The following is a 25,448-nucleotide window of genomic DNA, read 5'->3' on the forward strand; positions in this document are numbered from 1 at the left end:
CCGCCGGGGCAACCGCACCACCAGGGGGCGCGCGCCCCCACACCCCCGTTCGCACCCCCGCCCCCACCCACCGAAACCCCCGGAGGGCCCCGTGAGGAGTTCGGCCCGCGGCGGACACGGACGTGTCATCGTGGTGAAACACCGGGTCCCTAATTTCTGTCGCCCGACAGGAATTCGTGACAGGGGGACATGGCCATGGCCGCCACCGCACCTTCCGACATCCGCCCCGACCCGCCCAGCGGCCCGGACAGCGAGGACACCGCCGGCCTCGCGGACTTCGGCTACCGCCAGGAACTCCACCGCAGCCTCGGCCGCTACGCGTCCTTCGCGGCCGGCTTCTCCTTCATCTCGGTCCTCACCACCGTCTTCCAGTTCTTCGCGTTCGGCTACTCCTTCGGCGGCGCGCGCTTCTTCTGGACCTGGCCGGCGGTGCTCATCGGCCAGCTCCTGGTCGCCGCCTGCTTCGCCGAACTCGCCGCCCGCTACCCGATCTCCGGCGCCGTCTACCAGTGGTCGAGCCGGCTCAGCAACAAGGTCTTCGGCTGGTACGCGGGCTGGATCATGGTCCTCGGCCAGATCGTGGTGGTGGCCGCCGCGGCGCTCGCGCTCCAGGTGGTGCTGCCCGCGGTGTGGTCCGGTTTCCAGCTGATCGGTACGGATACCTCGCCGGTCTCGTCGGACGGCGCGGCCAACGCGGCGGTGCTGGGGATCGCCCTGCTCGTCGTCACCACCGCGGTCAATTTGCTCGACAACCGGGTGATGTCCCTGGTCAACCGGGTCGGCGTCACCGCGGAGATCATCGGCGCCGTGCTGATCATCGTGCTGCTCTTCACCCACGCCGACCGGACCCCCTCGGTCACCGTGCACGGCGGCGGTGGCGCTTCGGCGTTCTTCGTCGGCTCCTTCGCCGCGGCCTACGTGATGATCGGCTTCGACAGCGCGGGCGAGATGAGCGAGGAGACCCGCCACCCGCGCCGGGTCGCCCCACGCACGATCCTGTCCGCCCTCACCGCGGCCGGCGTCCTCGCCTCCCTGCTCGTCCTCGCCGCTCTGCTGGCCGCCCCCAGCCTCACCGACGGCCGCCTCGGCACCGAGGGCCTGTCGTACGTACTCACCAGCCGGCTCGGCGACGGTCTCGGGAAGGTGCTGCTCTGCGACGTGGCCGTGGCGGTCGCCGTCGCCACCCTCGCCATCCAGACCTCGGCGACCCGCATGCTCTTCTCCATGGCCCGCGACGAGGCACTGCCCTTCTCCCGCACCCTCGCCCGGGTCTCCCCCCGCACCGGCCAACCGCCCGCCCCCGCGCTGGCGGTGGGTGTCCTCTCCGCCGCCCTGCTCCTGCTCAGCTTCTCCTCCCCCGAGGCATGGCTGGCGATCGGCACGACCTGCATCGTCATGCTCTACCTCGCCTACGCGATGGTCACCGGCCCGCAGCTCCTCCGCCGTCTGCGCGGCGGACTCGCCCCAGCGACCGACGAGTTGGGCAACCCGGCTTTCTCCCTCGGCCGTTGGGGCATCCCGATCAACATCCTCGCCCTCCTCTACGGCCTCACCATGACCATCAACCTCGCCTGGCCCCGCGCCGCCGTCTACGACCCCTCGGGCGGCCACTGGTACTTCCAGTGGTTCACCCTCCTCTTCCTGGCCGGCGCCGTAGCCCTGGGCGCGGCCTGGCGAGCGGCCCGCGCCCGCCCGTCCACCCTCCCTGAACCGACCCCGGTCCCCGAACCGGCACCCTGACAGCCGCCGCCGTTCCGCCGCCGTCCGGGCGGTCCACCGCCGCCCGGCCGCGGGTACGGGTCGCCGGCCGTCTCGCCCGGCGGACCGCTTCTCGCCGACCACAGCTCGAAGCGGGGGTTCGACAGGAAGATCCTGATCTGCTGCCGGGAAGCGTCCGCCACTGCCTGGCCGGTGTCCGTGAACTCATCGACGTCAAGCACGCACCATGTTTCGTCGTACTCGTCACCTGCCGTGCGGAGTTGGGGTGCGACATGGCAAGGCCCCTCCTGGGCCGTTCGGCCAAGAGGGGCCAGCGGGTTGTGTTCAGGGTTCGAGCAGGGGCCGGAGGACGTGGGCGAACTCTGCCGGCTCGGCGCTTGCGCCGAGGTGGTTGCCGGGCATGTCGACCAGAGGTAGCTCCAGAAGTTCAGCGAGTGCTTGGGTCGCCCGGCGCGCCATCTGGTGATGGCTCAGCGAGCCGGCGCACAACGTCACCGAAACGCGACGGATGGCCTCGATGTCGGGGACGTAGAAGACCGTGGGGCCGGCCATCCGTCCCAGGAAGTAGCGATTCTTGTCGAGTTCCTCGCCCGCCAGCTCGGGTAGCGCCATATGGGCGGGAGGCGTCTGATCTGGTCCTGTGTGGTGGGCAGCGCCGCTGAGGTCGAAGAACTCCTGCACTGCCCGCTGAGGATCAGCCTCTGCGGCTTTGAACGCTGCTGCGGCTCGGCTCGCCAGGGCTGCGTCATCCAGGAGAGACACGAGGGGCGGCTCGTGCAAGACGGCCCGGCCGACCACGTCAGGATGCTGCTTGCCCAGCTCCAGCAGTGTCACGGCACCACCACTGGTACCGACGAACAGGGCGGGCTCTCCGGTGAACCTGTCAACAAGTGCAGCAAGGTCCTCAGCAAGGACCTCGGGCGTGGGCGCAGCCATCCCTGGGACCGCGCGGCTGGCACCGATGCCACGCGGATCGTGTGTGACGACGGTAAACCGGCCTGCAAGCTCATGTGCCAGCGCTGCGAAACCGGCGCGCCCAGCCGGTGCGCCGACGAGGAACAGCAGTGGCCCCTCACCCTGGACATCGAAGGCGATCGTGCAGTCCGGCCGGTCGAGCAGGTCCACCGAACTCGTCATCCGATCAGTGAAGTCCGCGATCTTCCGAGTGATCACATCGAGCGCACGGTCCAGTTCCTCGCGTCTATCGTGGACGCGACGGCGATGAGCCGTCAGCAACTCCACTCGGAGCCTGGCCGGATCAGTGACGTTGTCGTCGGCGCCTGTGAACTGCGCGATATCGGCCAGTGGCATCCCCGTCCCACGGAGATGAACCAGCATGCGGATCAGCTCGACGTCGGCCGTGGTGTATTGGCGGCGCCCCGCACTGTCGCGCCGTGGAGACGGTACGACCCCCTGACGTTCGAAGTACCGCAAGGTGTCGGGCGCCAGACCGATCCACGCCGAGACGTCCGCGATACCGAACAGCTCATCTGCCACACTCATGCCTCAAGCCTCGCCCCTGGACCTCGGTACAGGTCAAGCGATCGTCAGCCGGCCGCGGTTTAGCAACCTGTCCGGTCAGTACGCCCAGTCACGGTTCTCGTTCCCGCGCCGGGCGCGTTCGGTGACGCCGGCCGGGTCGGGGGAAGGGGGTTCCAGCGGGGCGGAGGGGACCGCCGGTCAGGGCTGACGCAGGGCCGGCAGCCGGTCGGAGGGGACGCCCGCGATGCGGAGGGCCGCGTCCGCCGCGGCGGCGGCCATCGCGGGGACGGGGCGGGTCGGGGTGGAGCGGTGGACGAGGATGAGGCCCTCGATCAGGGCAAAGAGGAGGTCGGTGCGCAGCGCGAGGTCGGCCGGGGGGAGTGCGGCACAGGGGGCGGTGGCCGCGAGGAGGTCGGCGTAGGCGGACTTGAGCGCGGTGCGGGCCTGGTGGAAGCCGGTGAAGCGGGGGGAGGCGACCTCGGGGAGGAGGTAGAGGGCGCCGAGGTTGTGGGGGCCGGCGCACAGGAGTTCGGCGTCGGAGCGGCACAGGGCCCACAGCCGGGCCTCGGCGGGGCGGGTGTCGTCGGCGAGCAGGGTCCGGGCCAGGGCCAGCGAGGGCGTGACGGTGCTTTCCAGGAGTTCCGCCAGCAGGTCCTCCTTGCCGCCGACGTAGTGGTACATCGACGCCTGCCGCATGCCGGCCCGTTCGGCGAGTCCCCGGGTAGTGGTGGCCGTGTAGCCGCGGGTGGTGAAGAGTTCGGCCGCCGCCGCCAGCAGTTCCTCGCGCGCGCTCATCCCGCTGTCCGGGCGCTGCTGGGCCCGTGGCCGGCCGACCCTCTTACCGTTCACATTCCCGCTCACGCTCACCGGCCGATCGTCGCACACGCCCGGCGGAGCTCCGTCCCAGCCGCCCCGTGAGCACCCGGTAACTCCGTCGCAACGCTCGGGCAATCGCCCGGAAGCGCCCGCCGCCTAATTTCTGTCGAGCGACAGAAACTCATCCGCGGAGACGGAAAGGGAGGTGCCGCACCGTGGCGACCAGGACCAGCGGGACAGCGCGCACAACGCGGGCCGGACGAGCGGCGAAAGCGCCCGGGACGACCGGGACCGCGTTCGGCGCCCGGGACCACGCCCGCGCCCAGGAAGGCGCCCGCGCCGACGCCATGCCGATCGTGCCCGCCCCGGACGGCATGCTGTGGGCCGAGACGGTCGCCGGCGGCGGCTACACCCACAAGGCGCTGGCCCGCGGCACCGAACTGCGCCTGACCGACCCGACCGGCAACGCCTGCGCCCATCTGCTGCTCTTCGTGGACGGCCGCCCCTGGGAGCGGCTGAACACCGCCGACACCGCGAAGGTCCAGTGGAACGCCTACCTCGGCGCCGGCCATCTCCTGCTGTCCGACCAGGGCCGGGTGCTGGCCTCCCTCATCGCGGACACCAGCGGCCGGCACGACCTGCTGTGCGGGACGTCCACGGCGGTACGCAACCGGGCCCGCTACGGCGACGGTTCGCCGCAGGGCAGCTCCCCGGCGGGCCGCGAGCTGTTCAAACTGGCCGCCGCCAAGCACGGGTTGGCGCCCCGTGACCTGCCGCCGTCACTGTCGCTCTTCCAGGGGGTGAGCGTCGAACCCGACGGCGCCGTGGAGTTCATCGGCTCGGCCGGCCCCGGCACCGCGGTGACGCTGCGCGCCGAGCAGCCGCTGACCGTACTGCTGGCGAACGTGCCGCATCCGCTCGACCCCCGACCGGCCTACACCTGCGGCCCGTTGGAGGTGCGGGCCCGGGCCGGCGCCGCGACCGGCCCCGGTGATCCGCTGTGGGACACCACCCCGGAAGGCCGCCGCGCCTTCCTCAACACCGCCGAGCACCTGACCGCCAGGGGGATCGCGTGAGCAGTACGACGACCGTCGAGGCGCGCGCCCCGTGGTCCGCGGTGATCCCGGCCGGCGGCCTGCTCACCATCACCGACCTGCGCGGCAACCAGGCGGTGGACTTCCTCTGCTACGACGCCCATGACACCGCGGTCCGCTACAGCGCGCCCGACACCATCCAGGCCCAGGGCAACATCTTCCTCACCGCCGGCTCGGTGCTGCTCTCCAACGAGTACACGCCGTTGATGACGGTGGTCGCCGACGGTGTCGGCCGGCACGACACGATCGGCGGCGCCTGCTCCAAGGAGTCCAACACGCTGCGCTACGGCCACCACACCTGGTCCCAGCACGCCTGTGTGGACAACTTCCTTGCCGAAGGGGCTCGTTACGGTCTCGGCAAGCGCGATCTGGTGAGCAACGTCAACTGGTACATGAATGTGCCGGTCGAGGACGACGGCACCCTGGGCATCGTGGACGGCATCTCGGCGCCGGGCCGGGAAGTGGTGCTGCGCGCGGACACCGATGTGCTGGTGCTGGTCTCCAACTGCCCCCAGATCAACAACCCCTGCAACGGTTTCGACCCGACGCCGGTCGGCATGACGGTGACGCCGCCGGACGAGGCGGCAGCCGCCCTGGCAGCGGCGGCGCGGGCATGAGCGGGGCGACTCCGCAGCCACCGCCGCCCACCGGCGGCCCTGCCCGGAACACCGAGCCCCCCACCCCGCCCGGCGAAGCCCGCCCCTTCGACACGCTGCTGATCGCCAACCGCGGCGAGATCGCGGTCCGGATCATCCGTACCGCCCGCCGCCTCGGGCTGCGGACCGTCGCCGTCTTCTCCGACCCGGACCGGGCCGCCCCGCACGTCCGCCTGGCCGACACCGCGATACGGCTCGGGCCCGCGCCGGCCAGGTCCAGCTACCTCGATGTGGACGCAGTGCTCGCCGCCGCCCGGGAAACCGGCGCCGGCGCGGTGCATCCGGGCTACGGATTCCTGTCCGAGAACGCCGACTTCGCCCGCCGCTGCGAGGCCGACGGTCTGGCCTTCGTCGGCCCCGCCCCCCGGCACCTGGACCTGTTCGGGGCCAAGCACACCGCCCGCGCCGCCGCCGAGGCGGCCGGGGTGCCGCTGCTGCCCGGCACCGGCCTGCTGCCGGACCTCGACGCGGCCCTGGCCGCGGCAGCCGGACTGGGCTATCCGGTGATGCTCAAGGCCACCGGTGGTGGCGGCGGCATCGGTATGCGCGCCTGCCGTTCCCCCGCCGAACTCGCCGACGCCTGGGGGTCGGTGCAGCGGGTGGCGGCGGCGAGTTTCTCCTCGGCCGGAGTGTTCCTGGAACGGCTGGTGGAACGCGCCCGCCACATCGAGGTCCAGGTCTTCGGCGACGGCCTCGGCCGGGTGCTCACCCTCGGGGACCGCGACTGCTCGCTCCAGCGCCGCCATCAGAAAGTGCTCGAAGAGGCTCCGGCACCCGGTCTGCCCGACGCGGTACGGGAGCGACTCGCCGCCAGCGCGGCGGCGTTGTGCGCCTCGGTCGACTACCGCTCGGCCGGCACGGTGGAGTTCGTGTACGACGCGGCGCGCGGGGAAGCGTACTTCCTGGAGGTCAACACCCGGCTCCAGGTGGAGCATCCGGTCACCGAGGAGACCCACGGGGTCGATCTGGTGGAGTGGATGCTGCGGCTGGCGCAGGGCGACCGGAGCCACCTCGACAGCTGGGACACGCCGGTCTCCTTGTCGACAAGGCGGGTCGGACACGCCGTGGAAGCCCGGATCTACGCCGAAGATCCCGCCCGCGGCCACCGGCCGAGCGCCGGACGGCTCACCCGGGTCGCCTTCCCGGCCGGTGTGCGGGTCGACACCTGGGTGGAGACCGGTACGGAGGTCACCACGTCCTACGACCCGATGCTCGCCAAGGTGATCGCGCACGGCGCCGACCGCGCCGAGGCGCTGGCCGGGCTCGCCGACGCCCTGGCCGCGACCAGGATCGACGGCATCGAGACCAACCTCGGCCTGCTGCGGGCGGCCGTCGCCGATCCCGCGCTGCGCGCCGCCACCCATCACACCGGGACCCTCGACGGCGTCCGCGACGCCTCCCGCCGTATCGAGGTGCTCCGGGCCGGCACCCTCACCACCGTCCAGGACTGGCCCGGCCGCACCGGCCTGTGGCACGTCGGCGTACCGCCGTGCGGTCCGATGGACGACCTGTCCTTCCGGCTCGGCAACGAGGCGCTGGGCAACGACGAGGGCGCTCCCGGCCTCGAATGCACCTTGCAGGGCCCGGTGCTGCGCTTCAGCCACCCGACCACGGTGTGCGTCACCGGCGCCCCGGCGATGGTCACCGTGGACGGCCGCGCGGTGCCGCAGTGGGAGCCGGTGACGCTGCCGGCCGGCGCCGAACTCGATGTCGCCGCACCGGAGGCGGCCGGGCTGCGGACGTATGTCCTGATCGCCGGCGGGCTCGACGTACCCCGATTCCTGGGCAGCGCCGCCACCTTCACGCTGGGCCGGTTCGGCGGGCACGGCGGCCGTACGCTCCGGGCCGGCGACGTCCTGCACGGCGGCACGGCGATCAACGGCGCGGCGATCAGCGGCACGGCGACCGGCGGCACGGCGACCGGCGGCACGACCGCCGGAGGGAGCCCCGTCCCGCCCCGGCGACGCCCCTCCTTCGGCACCGAATGGCTGATCGGCGCCGTCGAAGGACCGCACGCCGCACCGGAGTTCTTCACCGAGGACGACATCAGGGAGTTCTACGCCGCCGCCTGGAGCGTCCACTTCAACTCGGCCCGCACCGGTGTCCGGCTGGTCGGCCCGCGACCGCGCTGGGCCCGGAGCGACGGCGGCGAGGCGGGCCTGCACCCCTCCAACATCCACGACACGCCGTACGCGGTCGGCGCGGTGGACTACACCGGCGACATGCCGGTGCTGCTCGGTCCGGACGGCCCCTCGCTCGGCGGTTTCGTCTGCCCGGCCACGGTCGTCACCGGCCAGCGCTGGAAGCTGGGACAGCTCCGGCCGGGCGACACCGTACGCTTCGTGCCGGTCAGCGAGGACGCGGCGACCGCGCTGCGCGGCTCGCCCGCCACCGCGCCCGTCGCCTCCCGCCCGGTCATCGCCGACGGCGGTGTCCTCGGGCGCGCCGAGGAGACCCCGACACGCCCGGCGGTGACCTACCGCCGCAGCGGCGACGACAATCTGCTGGTCGAGTACGGACCGATGCGGCTCGATCTCGCGCTGCGGATGCGGGTGCACGCGCTCGCGGAGCACCTGGCCGCCAGGCGGCTGCCCGGCGTGGTCGATCTCACGCCCGGCATACGGTCGTTGCAGATCCACGTCGATCCGGCGGCGCTCCCCACCGGGAAGCTGCTCGACCTGGTGCGCGAGGCGGAGGAGCAACTCCCGCCCACCGACGAGCTGGTGGTGCCCAGCCGGACCGTGCATCTCCCGCTGTCCTGGGACGACCCGGCCACCCGTGAGGCCATCGCCCGCTACATGGCCGGGGTGCGCGACGACGCCCCCTGGTGCCCCTGGAACATCGAGTTCATCCGCCGGGTCAACGGTCTGGACTCCGTCGACGACGTCTACCGCACGGTCTTCGACGCCGAATACCTCGTCCTCGGCCTGGGTGACGTCTACTTGGGCGCACCGGTCGCCACCCCGCTCGACCCGCGCCACCGGCTGGTGACCACCAAGTACAACCCGGCCCGCACCTGGACCGCCGAGAACTCCGTCGGCATCGGCGGCGCTTATCTGTGCGTGTACGGCATGGAAGGACCCGGCGGGTATCAGTTCGTCGGCCGCACCGTCCAGGTCTGGTCCACCCATCGCTCGCCGCGGCCCTGGCTGCTGCGCTTCTTCGACCGCATCAAGTGGTATCCCGTGGAGGCCGACGAACTCCTCGACCTGCGCGCCGACATGGCCGCCGGGCGCCTGGACCTGCGGATCGAGGACGGGCAGTTCGCCCTCGCCGACCACCGGCGCTTCCTCGCCGCCAACGCCGACTCCATCGGCGCCTTCCACGCCCGCCAGGCCGCCGCCTTCGGCGCCGAACGCGACGCCTGGCAGGCGGCCGGCGAGTTCGACCGCCCGGACGCTCCGGTCCCTCCCCCGCCCTCCGCCACCGCCGTGGCCGTCCCGGCGGGCGGCCGGGCGGTCGAATCCGACCTCGCCGCCAGCGTCTGGCAACTCGCCGTCCGCCCGGGCGACATCGTCACCGCCGGGCAGCAACTCCTCATCCTCGAAGCGATGAAGATGGAGTCCCCCGTCCTCTCCCCCGCCCCCGGCCGGGTGGTGGACATCCTGGTCGCCCCCGGCACCCAGGTCCTTCCCGGCACCGCGCTGCTGACCCTGGCACCGCTCCAGGTGTACTGATCACGACCGACCACCGTCGACACGAGGGAACCGCCAGCATGGACACCGCAGTGGCCCGGGTCCGGGCAGCGTACGAACGGATCGCCCGGGTGGACCGGCCCGAGGTGTGGATCACCCTGCGCCCGCAGGCAGAGGTGGCGGCGGAGGCCGAGGAGGTGGACGCCCGGGCCGGGCGCGGTGAGCCGCTGCCGCTGGCCGGCCTGACGCTGGCGGTGAAGGGGAACATCGACGTCGCCGGACTGCCGACCACCGCCGGGTGCCCCTCCTACGCCTACCGGCCGGAGCGGGACGCCCCCGCTGTGGCCGCGCTGCGCGCCGCGGGCGCGGTCGTGCTGGGCACCACCAACCTGGACCAGTTCGCGACCGGGCTGGTCGGCACCAGAAGCCCCTACGGCGCGGTGCGGGGCGCCCTGGACCCGGAGCGGATCAGCGGAGGGTCCAGCTCGGGTTCGGCGGTCGCCGTGGCACTGGGGATCGCCGACCTCGCGCTGGGGACGGACACGGCCGGGTCCGGACGCGTCCCGGCCGCCTTCAACGGCATCGTCGGGCTGAAACCGACCCGCGGCCTGATCCCGACCGAGGGCGTCGTCCCGGCCTGCGCGAGCCTGGACTGCGTCAGCGTCTTCGCCCGCACGCTGCCCGAGGCGCGCCGGGCGCTGGCCCTGCTGGCGGGCCCGGTGACGCCGCCGCGACGCCCCGGGCCGTGGCGGGTGGCCGTCGCGCGCCCGGCGGACCTCGGCGAGCTGGACCCGGGCTGGGCGCAGGCCTACGACGGGGCGGTCGCCCGGCTCACCGCGGCCGGGGCCGAGGTCCGTACGATCGATCTGACCCCCTTCACGCGGGCCGCCCGGCTGCTCTACGAGGGGGCGTTCGTCGCCGAGCGCTACACCGCCGTGGGCGCCTTCATCGACGAGCACGCCGGGGCCGCCGATCTCGATCCGACCGTGGCCCGTATCATCACCGCGGCCCGCGAGCTGCCCGCGCACCGCCTGTTCGCCGACCAAGCGCGGCTGGCCGAGCTGAGTACCGAGGCTGCGGCCGAACTCGGCGACGCGGACGCGCTGTTGCTGCCCACCGCGCCCGGCCATCCCACCCTCGCCGAGGTGGCCGCCGACCCGGTGGGGACCAACACCCGGCTCGGCAGATTCACCAACTTCGCCAATCTGCTGGACCTCTGCGCGGTCGCGGTACCGTCCGGCGAGGTGGCGGGCCGCCCCTTCGGGGTGACGCTGCTCGGCCCGGCGCACAGTGACGACCGGGTCGCCGAGGTCGCCGCCCTGCTCGAACCACCGCTGCGGGTGGCCGTGGTGGGCGCGCATCTGAGCGGGCAGCCGCTGAATCACCAACTGCGCGCTCTGGGGGCCCGGTTGGCCGAGGCCACCACGACGGCTGCCGCCTACCGTCTCTTCGCCCTGGACACCGCGCCCGCCAAACCGGGCCTGGTCCGGGTCGCGGACGGCGGCGCCGCGATCGAGGCCGAGGTGTGGGAGCTCTCCGCCGCCGCGCTGGGGCGCTTCACCGCCGCCCTCCCCCGGCCGATGGCCCTCGGCAGCGTCGAACTCGCCGACGGCGCCCATGTAACGGGCTTCCTGTGCGAGCCACAGGCCCTGGAGGGCGCCGAGGACATCACCGCGTACGGCGGCTGGCGCGCGTACCTCGAAGCCGTCAGCCGCCTCGAAGCCCACGCGTAACCTGCCGCCCCGACCGCTGCCGCGGCGGCGAGCGGGACAGCCGCCGCCCCGCCTCAGCCCACCGAGGAGTACGCCACCACGCCCCGCAGCAGACCGTCCACCGCCCGGCGGGAGTTGCGCCGCACCGGGCTCTGCTCCGGCGCCGCGTTGCCGATCTGGCCGAGTACGTCGATCAGTTGCTTGCACCACCGCACGAAGTCGCCGGCCGGCATCTCGGCGTCGGAGAGCACCGAGTCCAGGCTGTGGCCGGACGCCCACCGATAGGCGGGCCAGGCGAAGCCGAGGTCGGGTTCGCGCTGGCCGACGCCCTCGGTCTGGCTGATGTGGTGGTCCTCCTCCAGGGCGTCGAGCCGGCCCCAGATGCGGACCATCTCGGCGAGCGCCTCCTTGGCGTGGCCGGTCGGCAGTTTGGGCGCCACCGCGTCGTCGGAGTTGCGGGCCTCGTAGACCAGCGCCGAGGCGCAGGCGGCCAGTTCGGCCGGGCCGAGACCGTCCCACACCCCGTGGCGCAGGCATTCGCTGGCGAGCAGGTCGAGTTCGCCGTAGAGCCGGGCCAGCCGCCGGCCCTCCGGGGTGACCTTGTCGCCCTCCAGGTAGTCGAGTTCGGTCAGTACCGAGCACACCCGGTCGAAGGTGCGGGCGATGGTGTTGGTCCGGCCCTCGATACGGCGTTCCAGCTGCTGGGTGTCGCGGTGCAGCCGGTGGTAGCGCTCGGCCCAGCGGGCGTGGTCCTCGCGCTCGTCGCAGCCGTGGCAGGGGTGGGCGCGGATCGCGGTGCGCAGCCGGGAGATCTCGTTGTCGTCGGCGGCCGCCGAGCGCTGCTTGCGGTGCCGGGAGGGCGTCGCCCAGCCGGCCGTACCGGCCTTGCTGCGCATCGCGGAGGCCAGATCGCGCCGGGACTGGGGGCTGCGCGCGTTGAAGGTCTTGGGGATGCGCATCCGGTCCAGCGGCTCGACGGGCACCGGGAAGTCTATCTGCGCCAGCCGCTTGACCTGCCGTTCGGCGGTGAGCACGAGCGGCCGGGGGCCGTCGTGGAACTCCTCGCCGTAGCGGTTGCCGGTCGAGCGGCCGGCGGGGATGCCGGGCTCCAGTACCAGGGCGAGCCCGGCGTACTTTCCGGCGGGCACCTGGATGATGTCGCCCGCCTTGAGCTTCTCCAGCGCCTCCGAGGCCGCCGCCCGGCGCAGTACCGCGCCCTCCCTGGACAGCGCGGCCTCGCGCTCCTTCAGCTCCCGGCGCAGCCGCATGTACTCGTCGAAGTCGCCGAGGTGGCAGGTCATCGAGCCCTTGTAGCCGTCGAGCCCCTCCTCGTTGCGCTGCACCTGCTTGGAGATGCCGACGACCGAGCGGTCCGCCTGGAACTGCGCGAAGGAGGTCTCCAGCAGTTCCCTGGACTTGTGCCGCCCGAACTGGCCGACGAGGTTGACCGCCATGTTGTACGACGGCTTGAAGGACGACCGCAGCGGATACGTACGGGTACCGGCCAGGCCCGCGACGGCGCCCGGGTCGAAGCCGCGCTGCCAGAGCACCACCGCGTGGCCCTCGACGTCGATGCCGCGCCGCCCGGCCCGGCCGGTGAGCTGGGTGTACTCGCCGGGAGTGATGTCGGCGTGGGTCTCGCCGTTCCACTTGACGAGCTTTTCCAGCACCACGGAACGGGCCGGCATGTTGATGCCCAGCGCCAGCGTCTCGGTGGCGAAGACCGCCTTGACCAGGCCCTGGACGAAGAGCTCCTCGACCACTTCCTTGAAGGTCGGCAGCATGCCGGCGTGGTGGGCGGCGATGCCGCGCTCCAGGCCCTCCAGCCATTCGAAGTAGCCGAGGACGTGCAGGTCCTCGTCGGGGATCGCGCGGGTGCGCTCCTCGACGATCGAGCGGACCCTGAGCCGGTTCTCGTCGCTGTTCAGCCGCAGGCCGGAAACCAGGCACTGCTGGACGGCGGCCTCGCAGCCGGCCCGGCTGAAGATGAAGGTGATCGCGGGCAGCAGCCCCTCGGAGTCGAGGCGGTCGATGACCTCGGCCCGGCTGGGGGTCCACATCCGGCTGCGGGCCCGCCGCTCGCGCTCCCGGTCGGCCTCCCGGCCGCGCTTGGCCCGCGGGTGGAAGCTGCGCTGATTCTCCTCGCGGGCCAGCCGCAGCAGATCGGCGTTGACCTCGCGCCGGCCGCGGCTGTCGGTGGCGCCGGCCCGCTCCTCGAACAGGTCGTGCATCCGGCGGCCGGCCATCACGTGCTGCCACAGCGGCACCGGGCGGTGCTCGGAGACGATCACCCGGGTGTCGCCGCGCACCGTGTCGAGCCAGTCGCCGAACTCCTCCGCGTTGGAGACGGTCGCGGAGAGCGAGACCAGGGTGACCGAGGGCGGCAGGTGGATGATCACCTCTTCCCAGACCGCGCCCCGGAAGCGGTCGGAGAGGTAGTGCACCTCGTCCATCACCACATAGCCGAGGCCGTCCAGGACGGCGGAGTTCGCGTACAGCATGTTGCGCAGCACTTCGGTGGTCATGACGATCACCGGGGCGTCGCCGTTCACACTGTTGTCACCGGTGAGCAGGCCGACCTTGTCGGCGCCGTAGCGCTTGGCGAGGTCGTTGTACTTCTGGTTGGACAGCGCCTTGATGGGCGTGGTGTAGAAGCATTTGCGGCCCTCGGCGAGGGCGAGGTGGACGGCGAACTCGCCGACGATGGTCTTGCCCGATCCGGTGGGCGCGGCGACCAGGACGCCGCTGCCGGCCTCCAGGGCCTTGCACGCGTCTATCTGGAACGGGTCGAGACCGAACTCGTACAGCTCCCGGAACTGGGCGAGTGCGGTCGCGTTCTCGGCGGCGCGGTGCCGGCTGGCGGCGAAGCGCTCGGCTGGGGACATCTCTTCGGTCATCTCGTCCACGAGCCTACCTGCCACCACCGACAGAGCGCGTGATCTTATCGGCCCGGAAGCTCCGCCCGGGGGGCGGCGCGGGGCCGGGTCCGGCTCAGACCAGCAGCCGTACGGCCCTGGGCACCGTCTGGGCGACCAGCGGCAGCGGTCCGACGCTCTCGCCGTCGGCGTAGCCGGTGATCCCGTCGGCGGCCAGCCGGACCCGGGCCGCGCGGTGCACGGTCACCACCGGGTGGCCCAGGTGGGTGCCCCGGTAGACCCGGGGGAAGACCCGCAGCAGCGTCGTACGGCTGCAGGGGCCCACCACGCAGACGTCGAACAGGCCGTCGTCCATCGCCGCGCCGGCGCAGATCCGCATGCCGCCGCCGTAGGAGGAGCCGTTGCCCACCGCTATCAGGGTGGCCTCGATCTCCCGTTCGGGCGCGTCGTCGAGCCGTACCCGGTAGCGGATCGGGCGCAGCGCGCCCAGTTCGGCGAGCAGGGACAGGTCGTAGCGCAGGCGGCCGGTGGGCCACTTCACCCGGTTCGCGCGATCGTTGACGCGCGAGTCGAATCCGGAGGCCAGCACGGTGCCGAACCAGCGGTCGCCGATCCTGCCGAGGTCGAGTTCCCGGCCGCGCCCCTCCCGCAGGGCCAGGGCCGCCGTGCGGCCGGCCGCGGCGGGCTCGCGCAGCGGCAGGCCGGCGACCCGGGCGAAGTCGTTCCCGGTGCCCGCCGCGACCACCCCGAGCGGGGTGCCGGTGCCGGCCACCGCCTGCAGCGCGAGGGAGACCTGGCCGTCACCGCCGACCGCTATCAGCGCCCCGGTGCCGGCGTCGACCGCCCGGCGGGCCCCGGCCAGCGCGTCGGCCGCGTCCGTGCCGACCACCGTGCGGACCTGGTAGCCGGCCTCCCGCAGCGCGCCGGCGGCCGGTCCGGCGGCGCGAGCGCCCCGGCCGCGACCGGCGCCGGGGTTGACGAAGAGGGTGATCTCGCTGGGCACGCGCGGACCCTACCCCGAATTCGCCCGATCGGGTGAGGTCCGCGCGTATCGGGGCGCCCGGGGCCCTCGGATCAGGACACCGGGGCCGGGCCGGTCACGCGCGGGGTCCGCTCAGGTCGCGTCGTCGAACCCGTCGTCGCCGTGGCGCTCGGCCTCGTCGAAGGGCTGGGTGGAGATCTGCTCGGGGATGTGGCTCAACGGGGACGCCTCGTCGGGGTCGAGCCCGAAGTCGGGGTCGGCGGCGCGGCGGCGCAGCTTGCGGGAGTCGTTGAAGAAGCAGACAGCCATCGCCAGGAAGTACAGGAAGACGATCGGCGCGGCCAGCAGGCACATCGTCAGCGGGTCACCGGTGGGCGTGGCGACCGCGGCGAAGACGGTGATGCCGATCACCATGCCGCGCCACCAGCCGAGCATGCGGCGGCCGGTGACGATCCCGGTGAAGTTCAGCAGTATCAGCACCAGGGGCAGCTCGAAGGCGAGACCGAAGACGACGATCATGCGGACGACCAGGTCCAGGAAGTCGTCCAGCGGCAGCAGGTTGGTGGTGTCGTCCGGCACGAAGCCGATCATGATCCTGGCGGTCTGCGGCAGGATCTCGTACGCCAGCCAGGCGCCGGCCAGGAACAGCGGCACCCCGGCGCCGACGAAGCCCATGGTGTAGCGCTTCTCGTTGCGGTGCAGACCGGGGGCGAGGAAGCCCCACAGCTGGTAGAGCCAGACCGGTGAGGAGCCCACCACACCGGCCATCAGCGACACCTTGAGCGCGATGGAGAAACCGCCCAGCAGACCGCTGACCGTCATCTGCGCGCAGGACGCGCCGGGGTCGCCGGCCTGGTGGCCGGCGCCGTTGACACACAGGACATTGCCCGGGATCCGGTGCTGGAGCAGCTGGATGATGTCCTTGTAGAAGAACGCCGCCACCACCGTCACGACGATGATGGCCAGGACCGATTTCATCAGCCGGTTGCGCAGCTCACGCAGGTGGTCCGCGAGGGGCATCCGCCCTTCGGGGTCCCTCTCCTGCTTGCGGGCAGTCTTGAGCACCCACGTCCTCGTCTCGTACGGCGGCCGTCAGCGAAACGCGCCGGCTTCGTCCTTCACCGGGGGCCGGCCCTCTCGGGTGGCGGCCGCTCCGGCTCTCGGTAGGGGGTCAGGCCTGCGTGGAGGTGCGGTCGGCCGGCTCGGCGACCGGGCGGGCGCTGGCGGTGTCGCCGGGCGCGGCCTTGATCGTGCGGGCCGCGACCTGCTCCGGCGCGGGCTGCTCCGCGGGGGCGGGGGTGCCGCCGTCGTGCTTCATCGCCTTGGCCTCGCTCTTGAGGATGCGGGCCGACTTGCCGAGCGACCGGGCGATGTCCGGGAGCTTCTTCGCACCGAAGAGAACGACGATGACGAGAAGGATGAGGACGATCTCCAGGGGCTTGAGATTGCCGAGCATAAAGGGTCTACCTTCTCACCTGGGGCGGCGTGGTCCTTGCGTCTTCGGCTGCCCGGCACCGGACCGGTGTCCGATGGCCACGCAGGCTGTGATCGTAGCGTGCACCGGTGAACACCGGGCAATGCTCCGGAATCCACCTGATTGCGGCCCCCGCCGCGCTCCGTAGTCGGGCCGCCCGGCCAGACTACCCTCCCCTCGCGCCCGCGTGTCAGGCCCGGCGGCGGGAGATCTCACCAGCTCGTTCGGCCATCGGCGCCGCGGCCCGGCTCAGCCGCTCGCCCGCGCGGGTCAGCGCCTCGGTGCCGATGGCCACCTGACGGGCCAGTTCCCCGACGGCGAGGAAGACCCGCACCGCCAGCACCCCCAGCACCAGGAGCCCCGCGGTCGACAGGCCGACGTACAGAAAAAGCAGCCACATGGCCCGCGAGCCTACCGGTCGGCGGGCAGGGCGACCGACCGGGCGGGGACGGGCCGGCGGGCCGGTCAGTGGGCGTGCAGCCGCATCGTACGGACCCCGCCGGCCGTGAGGAGTTCGACGATCCGCTCGCCAGCCGGTTTGCGGACCGCCTCGCCGCACTCGGGGCAGTCGAAGGAGTAGAAGGTGGTGCGGGCCGAGCCGCCGATGGCCAGCCGCAGCGCGCCGGCGTCGAGTTCGAAGCTCTCCCGGCAGTGCGGGCAGCCGGCCCGGAACAGTGTGGGCCCGGGCGCGGGCTGCGGCGGGAAGGCCGCGGTGATCGTCATAGGTCTCTCACTCCGCGTAGGCGGCCAGGGCCTGTACGGCCGCGTCGCGCGCTTCGCCGGCCAGTGCGGCCGGTGACACGATCCGGCCGTCGCGGCCCAGCCGCAGCGCGAGCCGCCGCAGCGAACCGGGGTCGGGCGTGCGCAGCGTGATCCGCAGGCCGCCGTCGGGCAGTTCCTCGGCGTTGTCGTGCGGATAGTATTCGGCGACCCAGCGCCCGCCGGGCCCGACCTCGATCACCACCTCCGGGTCGTCGCCGGCCGGCTGCACCAGGCCCTGCGACAGGTCCCTCGGCTCCAGCCGCGGCGGGTCGGACGGCTCGTCGAGCAGTTCGATCTCGGCCACCCGGTCCAGCCGGAAGGTGCGGTGGTCCTCCGAGAGGCGGCACCAGCCCTCGAAGTAGGTGTGGCCGACGGTGAACAGCCGGATCGGGTCCACCCGGCGTTCGGTCAGGGTGTCGCGGGCCGGCGAGTAGTAGCGCATCCACAGCAGCCGGCGCTCGGTGATGGCCCGGTCCACGGTGGCGAAGACGCTGCCCTCGGACTCGAAGGTCACCGACAGCTGGGCGCTGGAGTCGGCCACCTCGCCGGCCGCGGTCTCCAGCTTGGCGCCGGCCCGCAGCAGTGCCTGCCGGTCACGGTCCCGCAGCCCCGGCAGGTTGGCCACCGCGCGGGCGGCGACCAGCAGCGCGGTGGCCTCGTCGGCGGCCAGCCGCAGCGGCTGGGCCACGTCGTCGGCGGTGCCGGGGTTGTGCCACCAGATGCGTTCGCCGTCGGTGTCGATGTCGAGCAGGTCGCCGCCGCGGAAGCTGGTCCCGCACAGCGGCAGCACGTTGAGGTCCCCGATCAGCTCCGCCTCGGTCACCCCGAAGGCCTGGGCCACCTCGCTGACCCGGGCCCCGGGCCGTTCCCGCAGATACGTCACCAGGGACAGCATCCGGCGGGTCTGGTCGATCGCGTTGCTCATGCACGGCCCCCTGGTTCGTGTCCGGATGTCTGAGAAGGCACGTCAGCCCTTCGCCACCGCGCGCAGCCGCTCCAGGACCTCGCCGCGCAGTTCCTCCGGGGCCAGCACGACCACGTCCGGGCCGAACTCGGCCAGCCAGGCGTCCAGGCCGTGGCCGTACGGGATCTCCAGCTCGTCCCATCCGGCGTCGACGGGGGTGGTGGTGACCGCGCGGGAGCGCAGCGGATAGCCGCTGTCGCGGCGCAGCCGGATGCGGGCGGTGGCCGCGGTGGCGCCCTCGCCGGCCCAGCGGGCGACGGCCTCGCGGACGTCCACATGGTCGGGGACCTCGGCGGTGAAGGCGCCCCGGCCGCGGACCTTGCCGCTGATCCGGGACAGCCGGAAGACCCGGACGGCGCCGCGGTCGCGGTCATGACCGGCGACGTACCAGTGGCCGCGCCAGCACTCCAGGGCCCAGGGCTCGATCACCCGGGGTTCGGGCCGGACGGCGTTGGCCTTGCGGTAGTCGAAGGCGACCGCCCGCCGTTCGCGGGTGGCCAGCATCAGTGCCTCGAAGGCCGGTTCGGGGGCGGGGATACGGGGTTCGAGCACACTGCTGGTGGCCTCGTACGGCACTCCGGCGGCACGCAGCTTCTGCAGGGCGCCGCTGGCGGCCTCCGCGAGCCGGGCCTGCTGCCAGACCTTGGCGGCCAGGCCGAGGGCGGCGGCCTCCTCGGGGTCGAGCGCGATGTCGGGCAGCCGGTTGCGGTCGCTGCGGGCGAGATAGCCGAACTCGCCGTCGATGCTCTCCACCGTGTCGATGACCAGGCCGAGTTCCCGCAGGTCGTCCTTGTCCCGTTCGAACATCCGGTTGAAGGAGTCGTCCGAGGTGACCTCGTGGTAGGCCTCGATGGATTCGGCGAGCTCACGCTTGCTGACCGGGCGCCGGGTGTTCATCAGGCACAGCGCGAGGTTCATCAGCCGCTCCGCCTTGGCAATCGCCATCGCGCACCCTTCTTTCGCACTGCCCTCGACCGGTGAACCTACCGCTATCGCGGCGCGGGGCCCAAGCCGAGGGCCCCGCCGTCGGCGGGGCCCTCGGTGTCGCTCAGCCGGGGTTCAGACCGAGACGAGGTCGCAGACGAAGATCAGCGTCTCGCCGGGCTTGATGGCGCCGCCGGCGCCGCTGTCGCCGTAGGCGAGGTGCGCGGGGATGGTCAGCTGGCGGCGCCCGCCGACCTTCATGCCCTGCACGCCCTGGTCCCAGCCGGGGATGACCTGGCCGACACCGAGCTGGAAGCGCAGCGGGGTGCCGCGGTTCCAGCTGGCGTCGAACTCCTCGCCGGAGGAGAAGGCCACGCCCACGTAGTGGACGGAGACGGTGTCCCCGGCGGTGGCGACGGGACCGTCGCCCTCCCAGATGTCCTTGACCTCCAGGTCGGCCGGCGGCTCGCCGCCCGGGAAGTCGATCTCGGGCTTCTCGATGCTCACTTCGATGCTCCTTGTGCTCTTCCGGGTGCTGCTGCGGGCAACCGGGACAGTCTTGCAGACCTCACAGAAGGGCCAGGATGTCGAGGCTGAAGACCAGCGTGGAGTTGGCCGGGATGCCTTGGTTCGCGGTGCTGCCGTAGGCCAGATCGGGCGGCGTGACCAGCATCACGCGGCTGCCGACCTTCTTCCCGGCCAGCCCCTGCTGCCAGCCCTTGATGAGCTGGGCGAGCGGGAAGGCGGCCAGCTGCCCGTTGGTGTAGGAGGCGTCGAACTGCTTGCCGGTGTCCCACAGCACGCCCTTGTACTGCAGCAGCAGGTTGTCGGTCGCCTTCACCACCGGGCCGTCGCCTTCGAGGATGTACTCGGAGACCAGCTTGGTGGGGGCCTTGCCCTTGGGGACCGTGATGGAGGGGGCCGCGCCGTCGGTGTTGGTGCCGATCTTCGGCAGGCTCGCGTCGGTCTGGGCGACCTTGGTGCCGGTGGAGGAGCTCTTGCCGTTGAACCGGTCGATGACGTCCACCACGAAGACCAGGGTGTCGGTGCCCTTGATGCCGGCCTGGGCATTGCCCGAGCTGCCGTAGCCAAGGGCCGGCGGGATGGCCAGCTCCACCCGGCTCTTCACCTTCTGGCCGACCAGGCCCTGGTCCCAGCCCGGGATGACCTTTCCCTGGCCGATGATGTTGGTGTAGGGGCCGCGGCTGAAGGAGGTGTCGAAGACCTTGGCGGTGTCCCACACCTGGCCGACGTAATTCACCTGAACGAAGTCACCGGAGGCGATGACCGGGCCGTCGCCGGTGATCACCGTCTTGACGGCGAGGTCCTTCGAGGGGGTTCCGGCGCCCTTGGCGACGGTCGGCTTGTGGTTGAAGGCGGTGCCCGCGGTGATGTCGGGGACCGGTCCGCCGACGATCTTCGCGGTGGGGGTGCCGGCCGCGGACGGCGTGGTGGTGGGCGAGACGGTGTCCGAGGGAGTCCCCGATGGTGAGGAGGCCGAATCGCTCTTTCCGTCCGATCCACCGCACCCTGCGGCGGTGAGCATGAGCGCGGGCACGGCGAGCAGTACGGAGCGTCGGCGCACGGGGTTCCTCGTTCGGTTCGTCGGGGGTGGGGCCGGCGGTCTCGGATTCCGCCGCCCCACACCCTACGTGCTGCGCCTCTCCCGTCACATCCCGGCGATCAGCTTCTCCACCCGGTCGTCGACCGACCGGAACGGGTCCTTGCACAGCACCGTGCGCTGCGCCTGGTCGTTGAGCTTGAGGTGGACCCAGTCGACGGTGAAGTCCCGGCGCTGCTCCTGGGCACGGCGGATGAAGTCGCCGCGCAGCCGGGCCCTGGTGGTCTGCGGGGGCACCGACTTGGCCTCGAAGATCTTCAGGTCGTTGCAGATCCGCTTGGCCTGCCCCTTGCGCTCCAGCAGGTAATAGAGCCCTCGGCGACGGTGGATGTCGTGGTAGGCGAGGTCTATCTGAGCGACCCGGGGGTGGGACATGGTGATGTTGTCGCGGTTCCGGTAGCGCTCGATCAGCTGGTACTTCATGACCCAGTCGATCTCGGTGCCGATCTTGCCGAGGTCACCGCTGCCGATGGCCTCCAGGGTGCGGCCCCACAGCTCCAGCACCTGCTCGATCACGCCGCTGCGGATGCCGCGGCGCTCGCAGAACTCCACCGCCTTGGAGTAGTACTCCTGCTGGATGTCCAGGGCGGAGGCCTCGCGGCCGGAGGCCAGCCGCACCTTGCGGCGGCCGGTGATGTCGTGGCTGACCTCGCGGATGGCCCTGATCGGGTTCTCCAGGGTGAGGTCACGCATGACGGTGCCCGCTTCGATCATCCGCAGCACCAGGTCGGTGGCGCCGACCTTGAGCAGCATGGTGGTCTCGGACATGTTGGAGTCGCCCACGATGACGTGCAGCCGCCGGTAGCGCTCGGCGTCGGCGTGCGGTTCGTCGCGGGTGTTGATGATGGGGCGGGATCGGGTGGTGGCGGAGCTGACTCCCTCCCAGATGTGCTCGGCGCGCTGACTGACGCAGAACACCGCGCCCCGGGGGGTCTGCAGCACCTTGCCGGCCCCGCAGAGCAGCTGCCGGGTGACGAGGAACGGAATCAGGATGTCCGCCAGCCGGGAGAATTCCCCGTGCCGGGCGACGAGGTAATTCTCGTGGCATCCGTAGGAGTTGCCGGCCGAGTCGGTGTTGTTCTTGAACAGGTACACATCGCCGGCGATGCCCTCTTCGTGGAGTCGCCGTTCGGCGTCCACCAGAAGGCCTTCGAGGATGCGCTCACCGGCCTTGTCGTGGGTGACGAGTTCGGTGACGTTGTCGCACTCGGGAGTGGCGTACTCCGGGTGCGAACCGACGTCGAGGTAGAGGCGGGCCCCGTTGCGGAGGAAAACATTGCTGCTTCGGCCCCATGACACGACACGGCGGAAGAGGTAGCGCGCCACCTCGTCAGGGGACAGACGCCGCTGTCCCCTGAACGTGCATGTGACGCCGTACTCGTTCTCCAGCCCGAAAATGCGGCGGTCCATGTCTGAACATTACGCCTGATGCGTGGTGCTGAAACGAGGTTCGACGCCACCGTTTCGATCTTTTTCCGTCCGAGTTCCGAGGTTTGGAACCGTCAGGATTCGGCTGGTGAGCAGCAGTACGAGCAGCGCGACCAGGCCGCTCACCGCGCTGACCGCGAATCCGGCCCCGGTTCCGCCGTGTTGGGCGACCAGGCCGGCCAGCGCGGTCCCCAGGGCCGCGCCCACCCCCATGGCGGTCACCACCCAGGAGAATGCCTCGGTCACCGTGCCCGCCGGGGCGTGTCGGTCCACTACGAGGAAGGCGCAGGCCAGCGTGGGTGCGAGGAAGAAACCGGACAGGGCCGCCAGCGGCAGCATCCAGCCGGGCCCGGGCACCAGCAGCAGCGGCGGGTAGCACGCGGCCAGGCCCAGCGCCAGCAGCCGCAGCCGTCGTTCCGGGACTCCCGCCCAGGCGCGGGCGCCGTAGCCGAGCCCGCCGGCCAGCGCGCCCGCGCCGTTGGCCGCCAGCACGTACGCGGTGACCGAGTCGCCGCCGTGCGCGTCACCGTAGGCCACGGCGGCCAGCGAGAAGCCGCCGAGCGCGATGCCGATGAACAGGCAGCAGCCGAGCAGGACGGCCAGGCCCCGGGAGCGCAGGGCGCCCAGCCAGTGCGCCTCGCGGGCCGGTGCCCGCCAGCGCCGGGAGGGCCCCGAGGTGACCACGACCAGGGTGCCGGCCACCCCGAGCAGTCCGGTGACCACCACGGCGGCGGCCTCGTCGGCGGCGGCGACCGCCAGGGTCACCAGCAGCGGGCCGATGGCGTAGAGCACTTCCTGGGCGGCGGCGTCCAGCGCGTACGCCTTCTGCACCTGCCCCTCGTGGCGCAGCACCTCGGGCCACAGCGCCCGCAGGCCGCCCTCCAGCGGCGGGGTGGCCAGGCCGGCCAGGACGACGGCCGCGACCGCCAGCGGCAGCGGTTTCGGGCCGACCACGGTGAGCAGTCCGTACCCGGCGGCCGACAGCAGTGCCGCGGCCGTCATCACCCGGGGCTGGCCGCGCCGGTCCACCGCCCGTCCGAGCAGTGGCTGCCCGATCGCCAGGGCCAGGCCGAAGACCGCGGACAGGGTCCCGGCCAGTCCGTAGCCGGCGCCCTGGGAGCGGAGGAAGAGCACGATGGCCAGCGCCGACATGGCGTTGGGCAGCCGGCCCAGCAGGGTCCCGCCCAGCAGTCGGGCGGCGTGCCGTGTCCTGAGCAGGTCGCCGTAGCCGGTCGCCGTCATGTTCCCCCGCTTCCGTGTTACGTATAACGTCAGATCGTCATACGTACCATGTCGGCAGCTCATGGGTCCACCCCGTGAGGGTTCGGTGGGGGGTCCGACCGGACTGCGACGAGGCGGGAAAGGGACGGGAGCCGGTGACCGGGAACGCGCGGCCGACCTCACGGGACGTGGCGCGGGAGGCCGGTGTGTCGCAGGCCACCGTGTCGCTGGTGCTGGGCGGCAAGTGGCGGGGGCGGGTCTCGGAGCGGACCGCGGACGCCGTCCGGGAGGCGGCGGGCGCGCTGGGCTACCGGCCGAATCTGGCCGCCCGCAATCTGCGGCTCGGCCGGACCAGGACCGCGCTGCTGGTGGTGCCGGCCCTCACCCATGAGTACTTCGCCCGGGTCTACACCGGGGCCGAGCGGGTCGCCGCCGAGCACGGCTTCGGGCTGGTGCTCTACCCGTCCCCGGAGGGCGTCGGGCCGGCCCGGGACCCGTTCGGCTCGGCGGCGGCCGCGATCGACGGGGTGATCGCCTCCTCGATGGCGGCCGACGCGCTCGCCGGGATCGCCCGGGGCGGCGCCGAGGGCGGGCTGCCGCTGGTGATGCTGGACAGCGATCCGGCGGCGCCCGGCGGCGCCCCGACGGTGAACCTGGCCGTCCGGGACGGCATCCGGCAGGTGACCCGCCATCTGCTGTCGCTGGGCCACCGGCGGTTCGTCCATCTGGCGAGCGACGTGGACGCCTGGACCTTCCAAGTACGGGCGCAGGCCGTCGCGGCCGAGCTGAGCCGGGTGCCGGAGGCGGTCCTGCTGCACACCGAGCGGTCGGCGCTGGACGTGGCGCCGGGCCGCGCCGCCGCACTGCGGGCCCTGACCCGTCCGGGCCCGCGGCCCACCGCGCTGATCTGCGACTCGGACGTACTGGCCGCGGGCGCCTGCAAGGCCGCCCGGGGCCTGGGCCTGGACGTCCCCGGCGACCTGTCGGTGGCCGGCTTCGACGATCTGGCGCTGGCCACCGCGATCGACCCCGAACTCACCACGGTCCGCCTCCCCGCCGAGGCGGTCGGCGCGGCCGGTATGACCGCCCTGCTGGCCCTCCTCGACGGCGCCCCCGCCCCCGGCGGCGAACTCCCGGTCACCCTCGTCACCCGTGCCTCCACGGGCGCGCCCTCTGCTGCCGCGCCCCGGCCGGCGGGCACCGGGTGATACCGCGGGAACCCCCGGAGCACGGCGGTGCCCCGGCAGTCGCCGGGGCACCGTAACGCCGTGAGCGGGATCGGGGCAGGGCCGCCCGGGGCTCTACTCCTCGACGTCGTCCGAGGGGTCGTCCGTCTGGGCCGTCGCCGCGCTCTCCGTGTCGAGCAGGCGGGAGAGCTGGCGGCCCAGGATGCGCTTGAACTTGCGCTGCTGGGGGCGGGTGCGGTCGAGGACCGCCACCTCCAGCTGCTCGGCGGTGAGCTGGCGGTCGCCGCCGTTGGTGTCACGGCTGAGGGACTCCACCGCCAGCGCGAGCGCCTCGGCGAGGGTCATGCCGTCCCGGTGCCGCTGGTCGAGGAAGGTGCCGATCTGGTCGGAGTTGCCGCCGACCGCCACCGCGCCGTGCTCGTCCACGATCGAGCCGTCGTGCGGCAGCCGGTAGATCTGGTCGTCCTCGGGGGCCGAGCCTACCTCCGCGACGATCAGCTCCACCTCGTACGGCTTCTCGCCGACGCTGGAGAAGATGGTGCCCAGCGTCTGGGCGTAGACATTGGCCAGGCCGCGGGCGGTCACGTCCTCGCGGTCATAGGTGTAGCCGCGCAGGTCGGCGTACCGGACGCCGCCGATGCGCAGATTCTCGAACTCGTTGTACTTGCCGACCGCCGCGAAGGCGATCCGGTCGTAGATCTCGCTGACCTTGTGCAGGGCGCGGGACGGGTTCTCGGCGACGAAGACGATGCCGTCGGTGTACTGCAGCACCACGACGCTGCGGCCGCGCGCGATCCCCTTGCGGGCGTACTCGGCGCGGTCCGCCATGGCCTGCTGTGGCGAAACATAAAAGGGCGTGGACACCGGCTAACCGTGCCTTTCTGCTGTCGGCGCT

21 protein-coding genes and 1 pseudogene are annotated in these 25,448 nt (G+C 72.4%); 6 read left to right on the forward strand and 16 right to left on the reverse strand.

Translation table 11 applies throughout. The features are described 5' to 3' along the window. Positions 1–195 precede the first annotated feature (195 nt). Positions 196–1,740 carry an amino acid permease gene (locus ACFO3J_RS11970; protein WP_386428931.1) on the forward strand — a complete coding sequence of 515 codons (1,545 nt, stop codon included), beginning with the start codon at positions 196–198 and terminating at the stop codon, positions 1,738–1,740. A gap of 110 nt (positions 1,741–1,850) precedes the next feature. Here ACFO3J_RS11970 and ACFO3J_RS11975 read toward each other — a convergent pair. The 3 genes and pseudogenes from ACFO3J_RS11975 to ACFO3J_RS11985 form a co-directional block, all read right to left on the reverse strand. Beyond that, positions 1,851–2,150 (reverse strand): annotated as a pseudogene (locus tag ACFO3J_RS11975) (hypothetical protein); the annotation flags it as partial. Beyond that, positions 2,044–3,222 (reverse strand): alpha/beta fold hydrolase, encoded by a 1,179-nt coding sequence (locus ACFO3J_RS11980; protein WP_386428933.1) that lies wholly within the window; start codon positions 3,220–3,222, stop codon positions 2,044–2,046. The pseudogene ACFO3J_RS11975 and the gene ACFO3J_RS11980, both read right to left, overlap by 107 nt. Before the next feature lie 177 nt (positions 3,223–3,399). Further along, on the reverse strand, positions 3,400–3,996 hold the full coding sequence (locus ACFO3J_RS11985; RefSeq protein ID WP_386429214.1) for a TetR/AcrR family transcriptional regulator: 597 nt from the start codon (positions 3,994–3,996) through the stop codon (positions 3,400–3,402). 236 nt (positions 3,997–4,232) lie between these two features. Here ACFO3J_RS11985 and ACFO3J_RS11990 point away from each other — a divergent pair, with 236 nt between their 5' ends. From ACFO3J_RS11990 to atzF, 4 genes are read left to right on the forward strand one after another with little or no spacing between them, the layout of a single operon-like run. Then, positions 4,233–5,093: an urea amidolyase associated protein UAAP1 gene (locus ACFO3J_RS11990; protein WP_386428935.1), complete on the forward strand. Its 861-nt coding sequence runs from the start codon at positions 4,233–4,235 to the stop codon at positions 5,091–5,093. Then, positions 5,090–5,728 carry an urea amidolyase associated protein UAAP2 gene (locus tag ACFO3J_RS11995; RefSeq protein ID WP_386428937.1) on the forward strand — a complete coding sequence of 213 codons (639 nt, stop codon included), beginning with the start codon at positions 5,090–5,092 and terminating at the stop codon, positions 5,726–5,728. Before ACFO3J_RS11990 ends, ACFO3J_RS11995 begins: the two co-directional genes overlap by 4 nt. Next, on the forward strand, positions 5,725–9,444 hold the full coding sequence (gene uca, locus ACFO3J_RS12000; RefSeq protein ID WP_386428939.1) for an urea carboxylase: 3,720 nt from the start codon (positions 5,725–5,727) through the stop codon (positions 9,442–9,444). The genes ACFO3J_RS11995 and uca overlap by 4 nt, the downstream gene beginning before the upstream one ends. 38 nt (positions 9,445–9,482) lie before the next feature. Continuing rightward, entirely contained in the window at positions 9,483–11,135 is a 1,653-nt protein-coding gene (atzF, locus tag ACFO3J_RS12005) for an allophanate hydrolase (RefSeq protein WP_386428940.1), read from the forward strand. Between the two features lie 53 nt (positions 11,136–11,188). Here the strand turns inward: atzF and ACFO3J_RS12010 are convergent, their stop codons facing one another. From ACFO3J_RS12010 to ACFO3J_RS12065, 12 genes are all read right to left on the reverse strand, one after another. Then, positions 11,189–14,011, reverse strand: coding sequence for a DEAD/DEAH box helicase (locus ACFO3J_RS12010; protein ID WP_386429215.1), 2,823 nt, complete (start codon positions 14,009–14,011; stop codon positions 11,189–11,191). A 94-nt stretch (positions 14,012–14,105) separates the two neighbouring features. Then, on the reverse strand, positions 14,106–14,993 hold the full coding sequence (locus ACFO3J_RS12015) for a diacylglycerol kinase (protein WP_386428942.1): 888 nt from the start codon (positions 14,991–14,993) through the stop codon (positions 14,106–14,108). Between the two features lie 111 nt (positions 14,994–15,104). After that, positions 15,105–16,037: a twin-arginine translocase subunit TatC gene (gene tatC, locus ACFO3J_RS12020; RefSeq protein WP_386428943.1), complete on the reverse strand. Its 933-nt coding sequence runs from the start codon at positions 16,035–16,037 to the stop codon at positions 15,105–15,107. Between the two features lie 106 nt (positions 16,038–16,143). Next, positions 16,144–16,428 (reverse strand): Sec-independent protein translocase subunit TatA, encoded by a 285-nt coding sequence (gene tatA, locus ACFO3J_RS12025; protein ID WP_386428944.1) that lies wholly within the window; start codon positions 16,426–16,428, stop codon positions 16,144–16,146. A 208-nt stretch (positions 16,429–16,636) separates the two neighbouring features. Beyond that, a complete protein-coding gene (locus ACFO3J_RS12030) occupies positions 16,637–16,846 on the reverse strand; it encodes a hypothetical protein (protein WP_386428946.1) in 210 nt (69 codons plus the stop codon). Positions 16,847–16,911: 65 nt separating this feature from the next. Continuing rightward, positions 16,912–17,169 (reverse strand): hypothetical protein, encoded by a 258-nt coding sequence (locus ACFO3J_RS12035; protein ID WP_386428948.1) that lies wholly within the window; start codon positions 17,167–17,169, stop codon positions 16,912–16,914. A 7-nt stretch (positions 17,170–17,176) separates the two neighbouring features. Then, positions 17,177–18,133, reverse strand: coding sequence for a helix-turn-helix transcriptional regulator (locus ACFO3J_RS12040; protein ID WP_386428950.1), 957 nt, complete (start codon positions 18,131–18,133; stop codon positions 17,177–17,179). 42 nt (positions 18,134–18,175) lie between these two features. After that, a complete protein-coding gene (locus tag ACFO3J_RS12045) occupies positions 18,176–19,117 on the reverse strand; it encodes a helix-turn-helix transcriptional regulator (protein WP_386428952.1) in 942 nt (313 codons plus the stop codon). 114 nt (positions 19,118–19,231) lie between these two features. After that, complete coding sequence (locus ACFO3J_RS12050; RefSeq protein WP_386428953.1) at positions 19,232–19,603, reverse strand: FKBP-type peptidyl-prolyl cis-trans isomerase; 372 nt, start codon at positions 19,601–19,603, stop codon at positions 19,232–19,234. Positions 19,604–19,664: 61 nt separating this feature from the next. Next, on the reverse strand, positions 19,665–20,681 hold the full coding sequence (locus tag ACFO3J_RS12055; protein ID WP_386428955.1) for an FKBP-type peptidyl-prolyl cis-trans isomerase: 1,017 nt from the start codon (positions 20,679–20,681) through the stop codon (positions 19,665–19,667). Positions 20,682–20,765: 84 nt separating this feature from the next. Continuing rightward, positions 20,766–22,127: a Pup--protein ligase gene (gene pafA / locus ACFO3J_RS12060; RefSeq protein WP_386428956.1), complete on the reverse strand. Its 1,362-nt coding sequence runs from the start codon at positions 22,125–22,127 to the stop codon at positions 20,766–20,768. A gap of 9 nt (positions 22,128–22,136) precedes the next feature. After that, on the reverse strand, positions 22,137–23,387 hold the full coding sequence (locus tag ACFO3J_RS12065) for an MFS transporter (protein ID WP_386428958.1): 1,251 nt from the start codon (positions 23,385–23,387) through the stop codon (positions 22,137–22,139). 134 nt (positions 23,388–23,521) lie between these two features. On the opposite strand from ACFO3J_RS12065, the gene ACFO3J_RS12070 reads away from it, so the two are divergent. Next, the gene (locus ACFO3J_RS12070; protein ID WP_386428960.1) at positions 23,522–24,574 is read left to right on the forward strand and encodes a LacI family DNA-binding transcriptional regulator; all 1,053 of its coding nucleotides are present in this window, start codon (positions 23,522–23,524) and stop codon (positions 24,572–24,574) included. Positions 24,575–24,667: 93 nt separating this feature from the next. Here ACFO3J_RS12070 and prcA read toward each other — a convergent pair whose 3' ends face one another. Beyond that, positions 24,668–25,417: a proteasome subunit alpha gene (prcA, locus tag ACFO3J_RS12075; RefSeq protein WP_386428962.1), complete on the reverse strand. Its 750-nt coding sequence runs from the start codon at positions 25,415–25,417 to the stop codon at positions 24,668–24,670. Positions 25,418–25,448: the final 31 nt, after the last annotated feature.

It is taken from the genome of Streptomyces polygonati (assembly GCF_042650325.1).
GTDB lineage: Bacteria > Actinomycetota > Actinomycetes > Streptomycetales > Streptomycetaceae > Actinacidiphila > Actinacidiphila polygonati.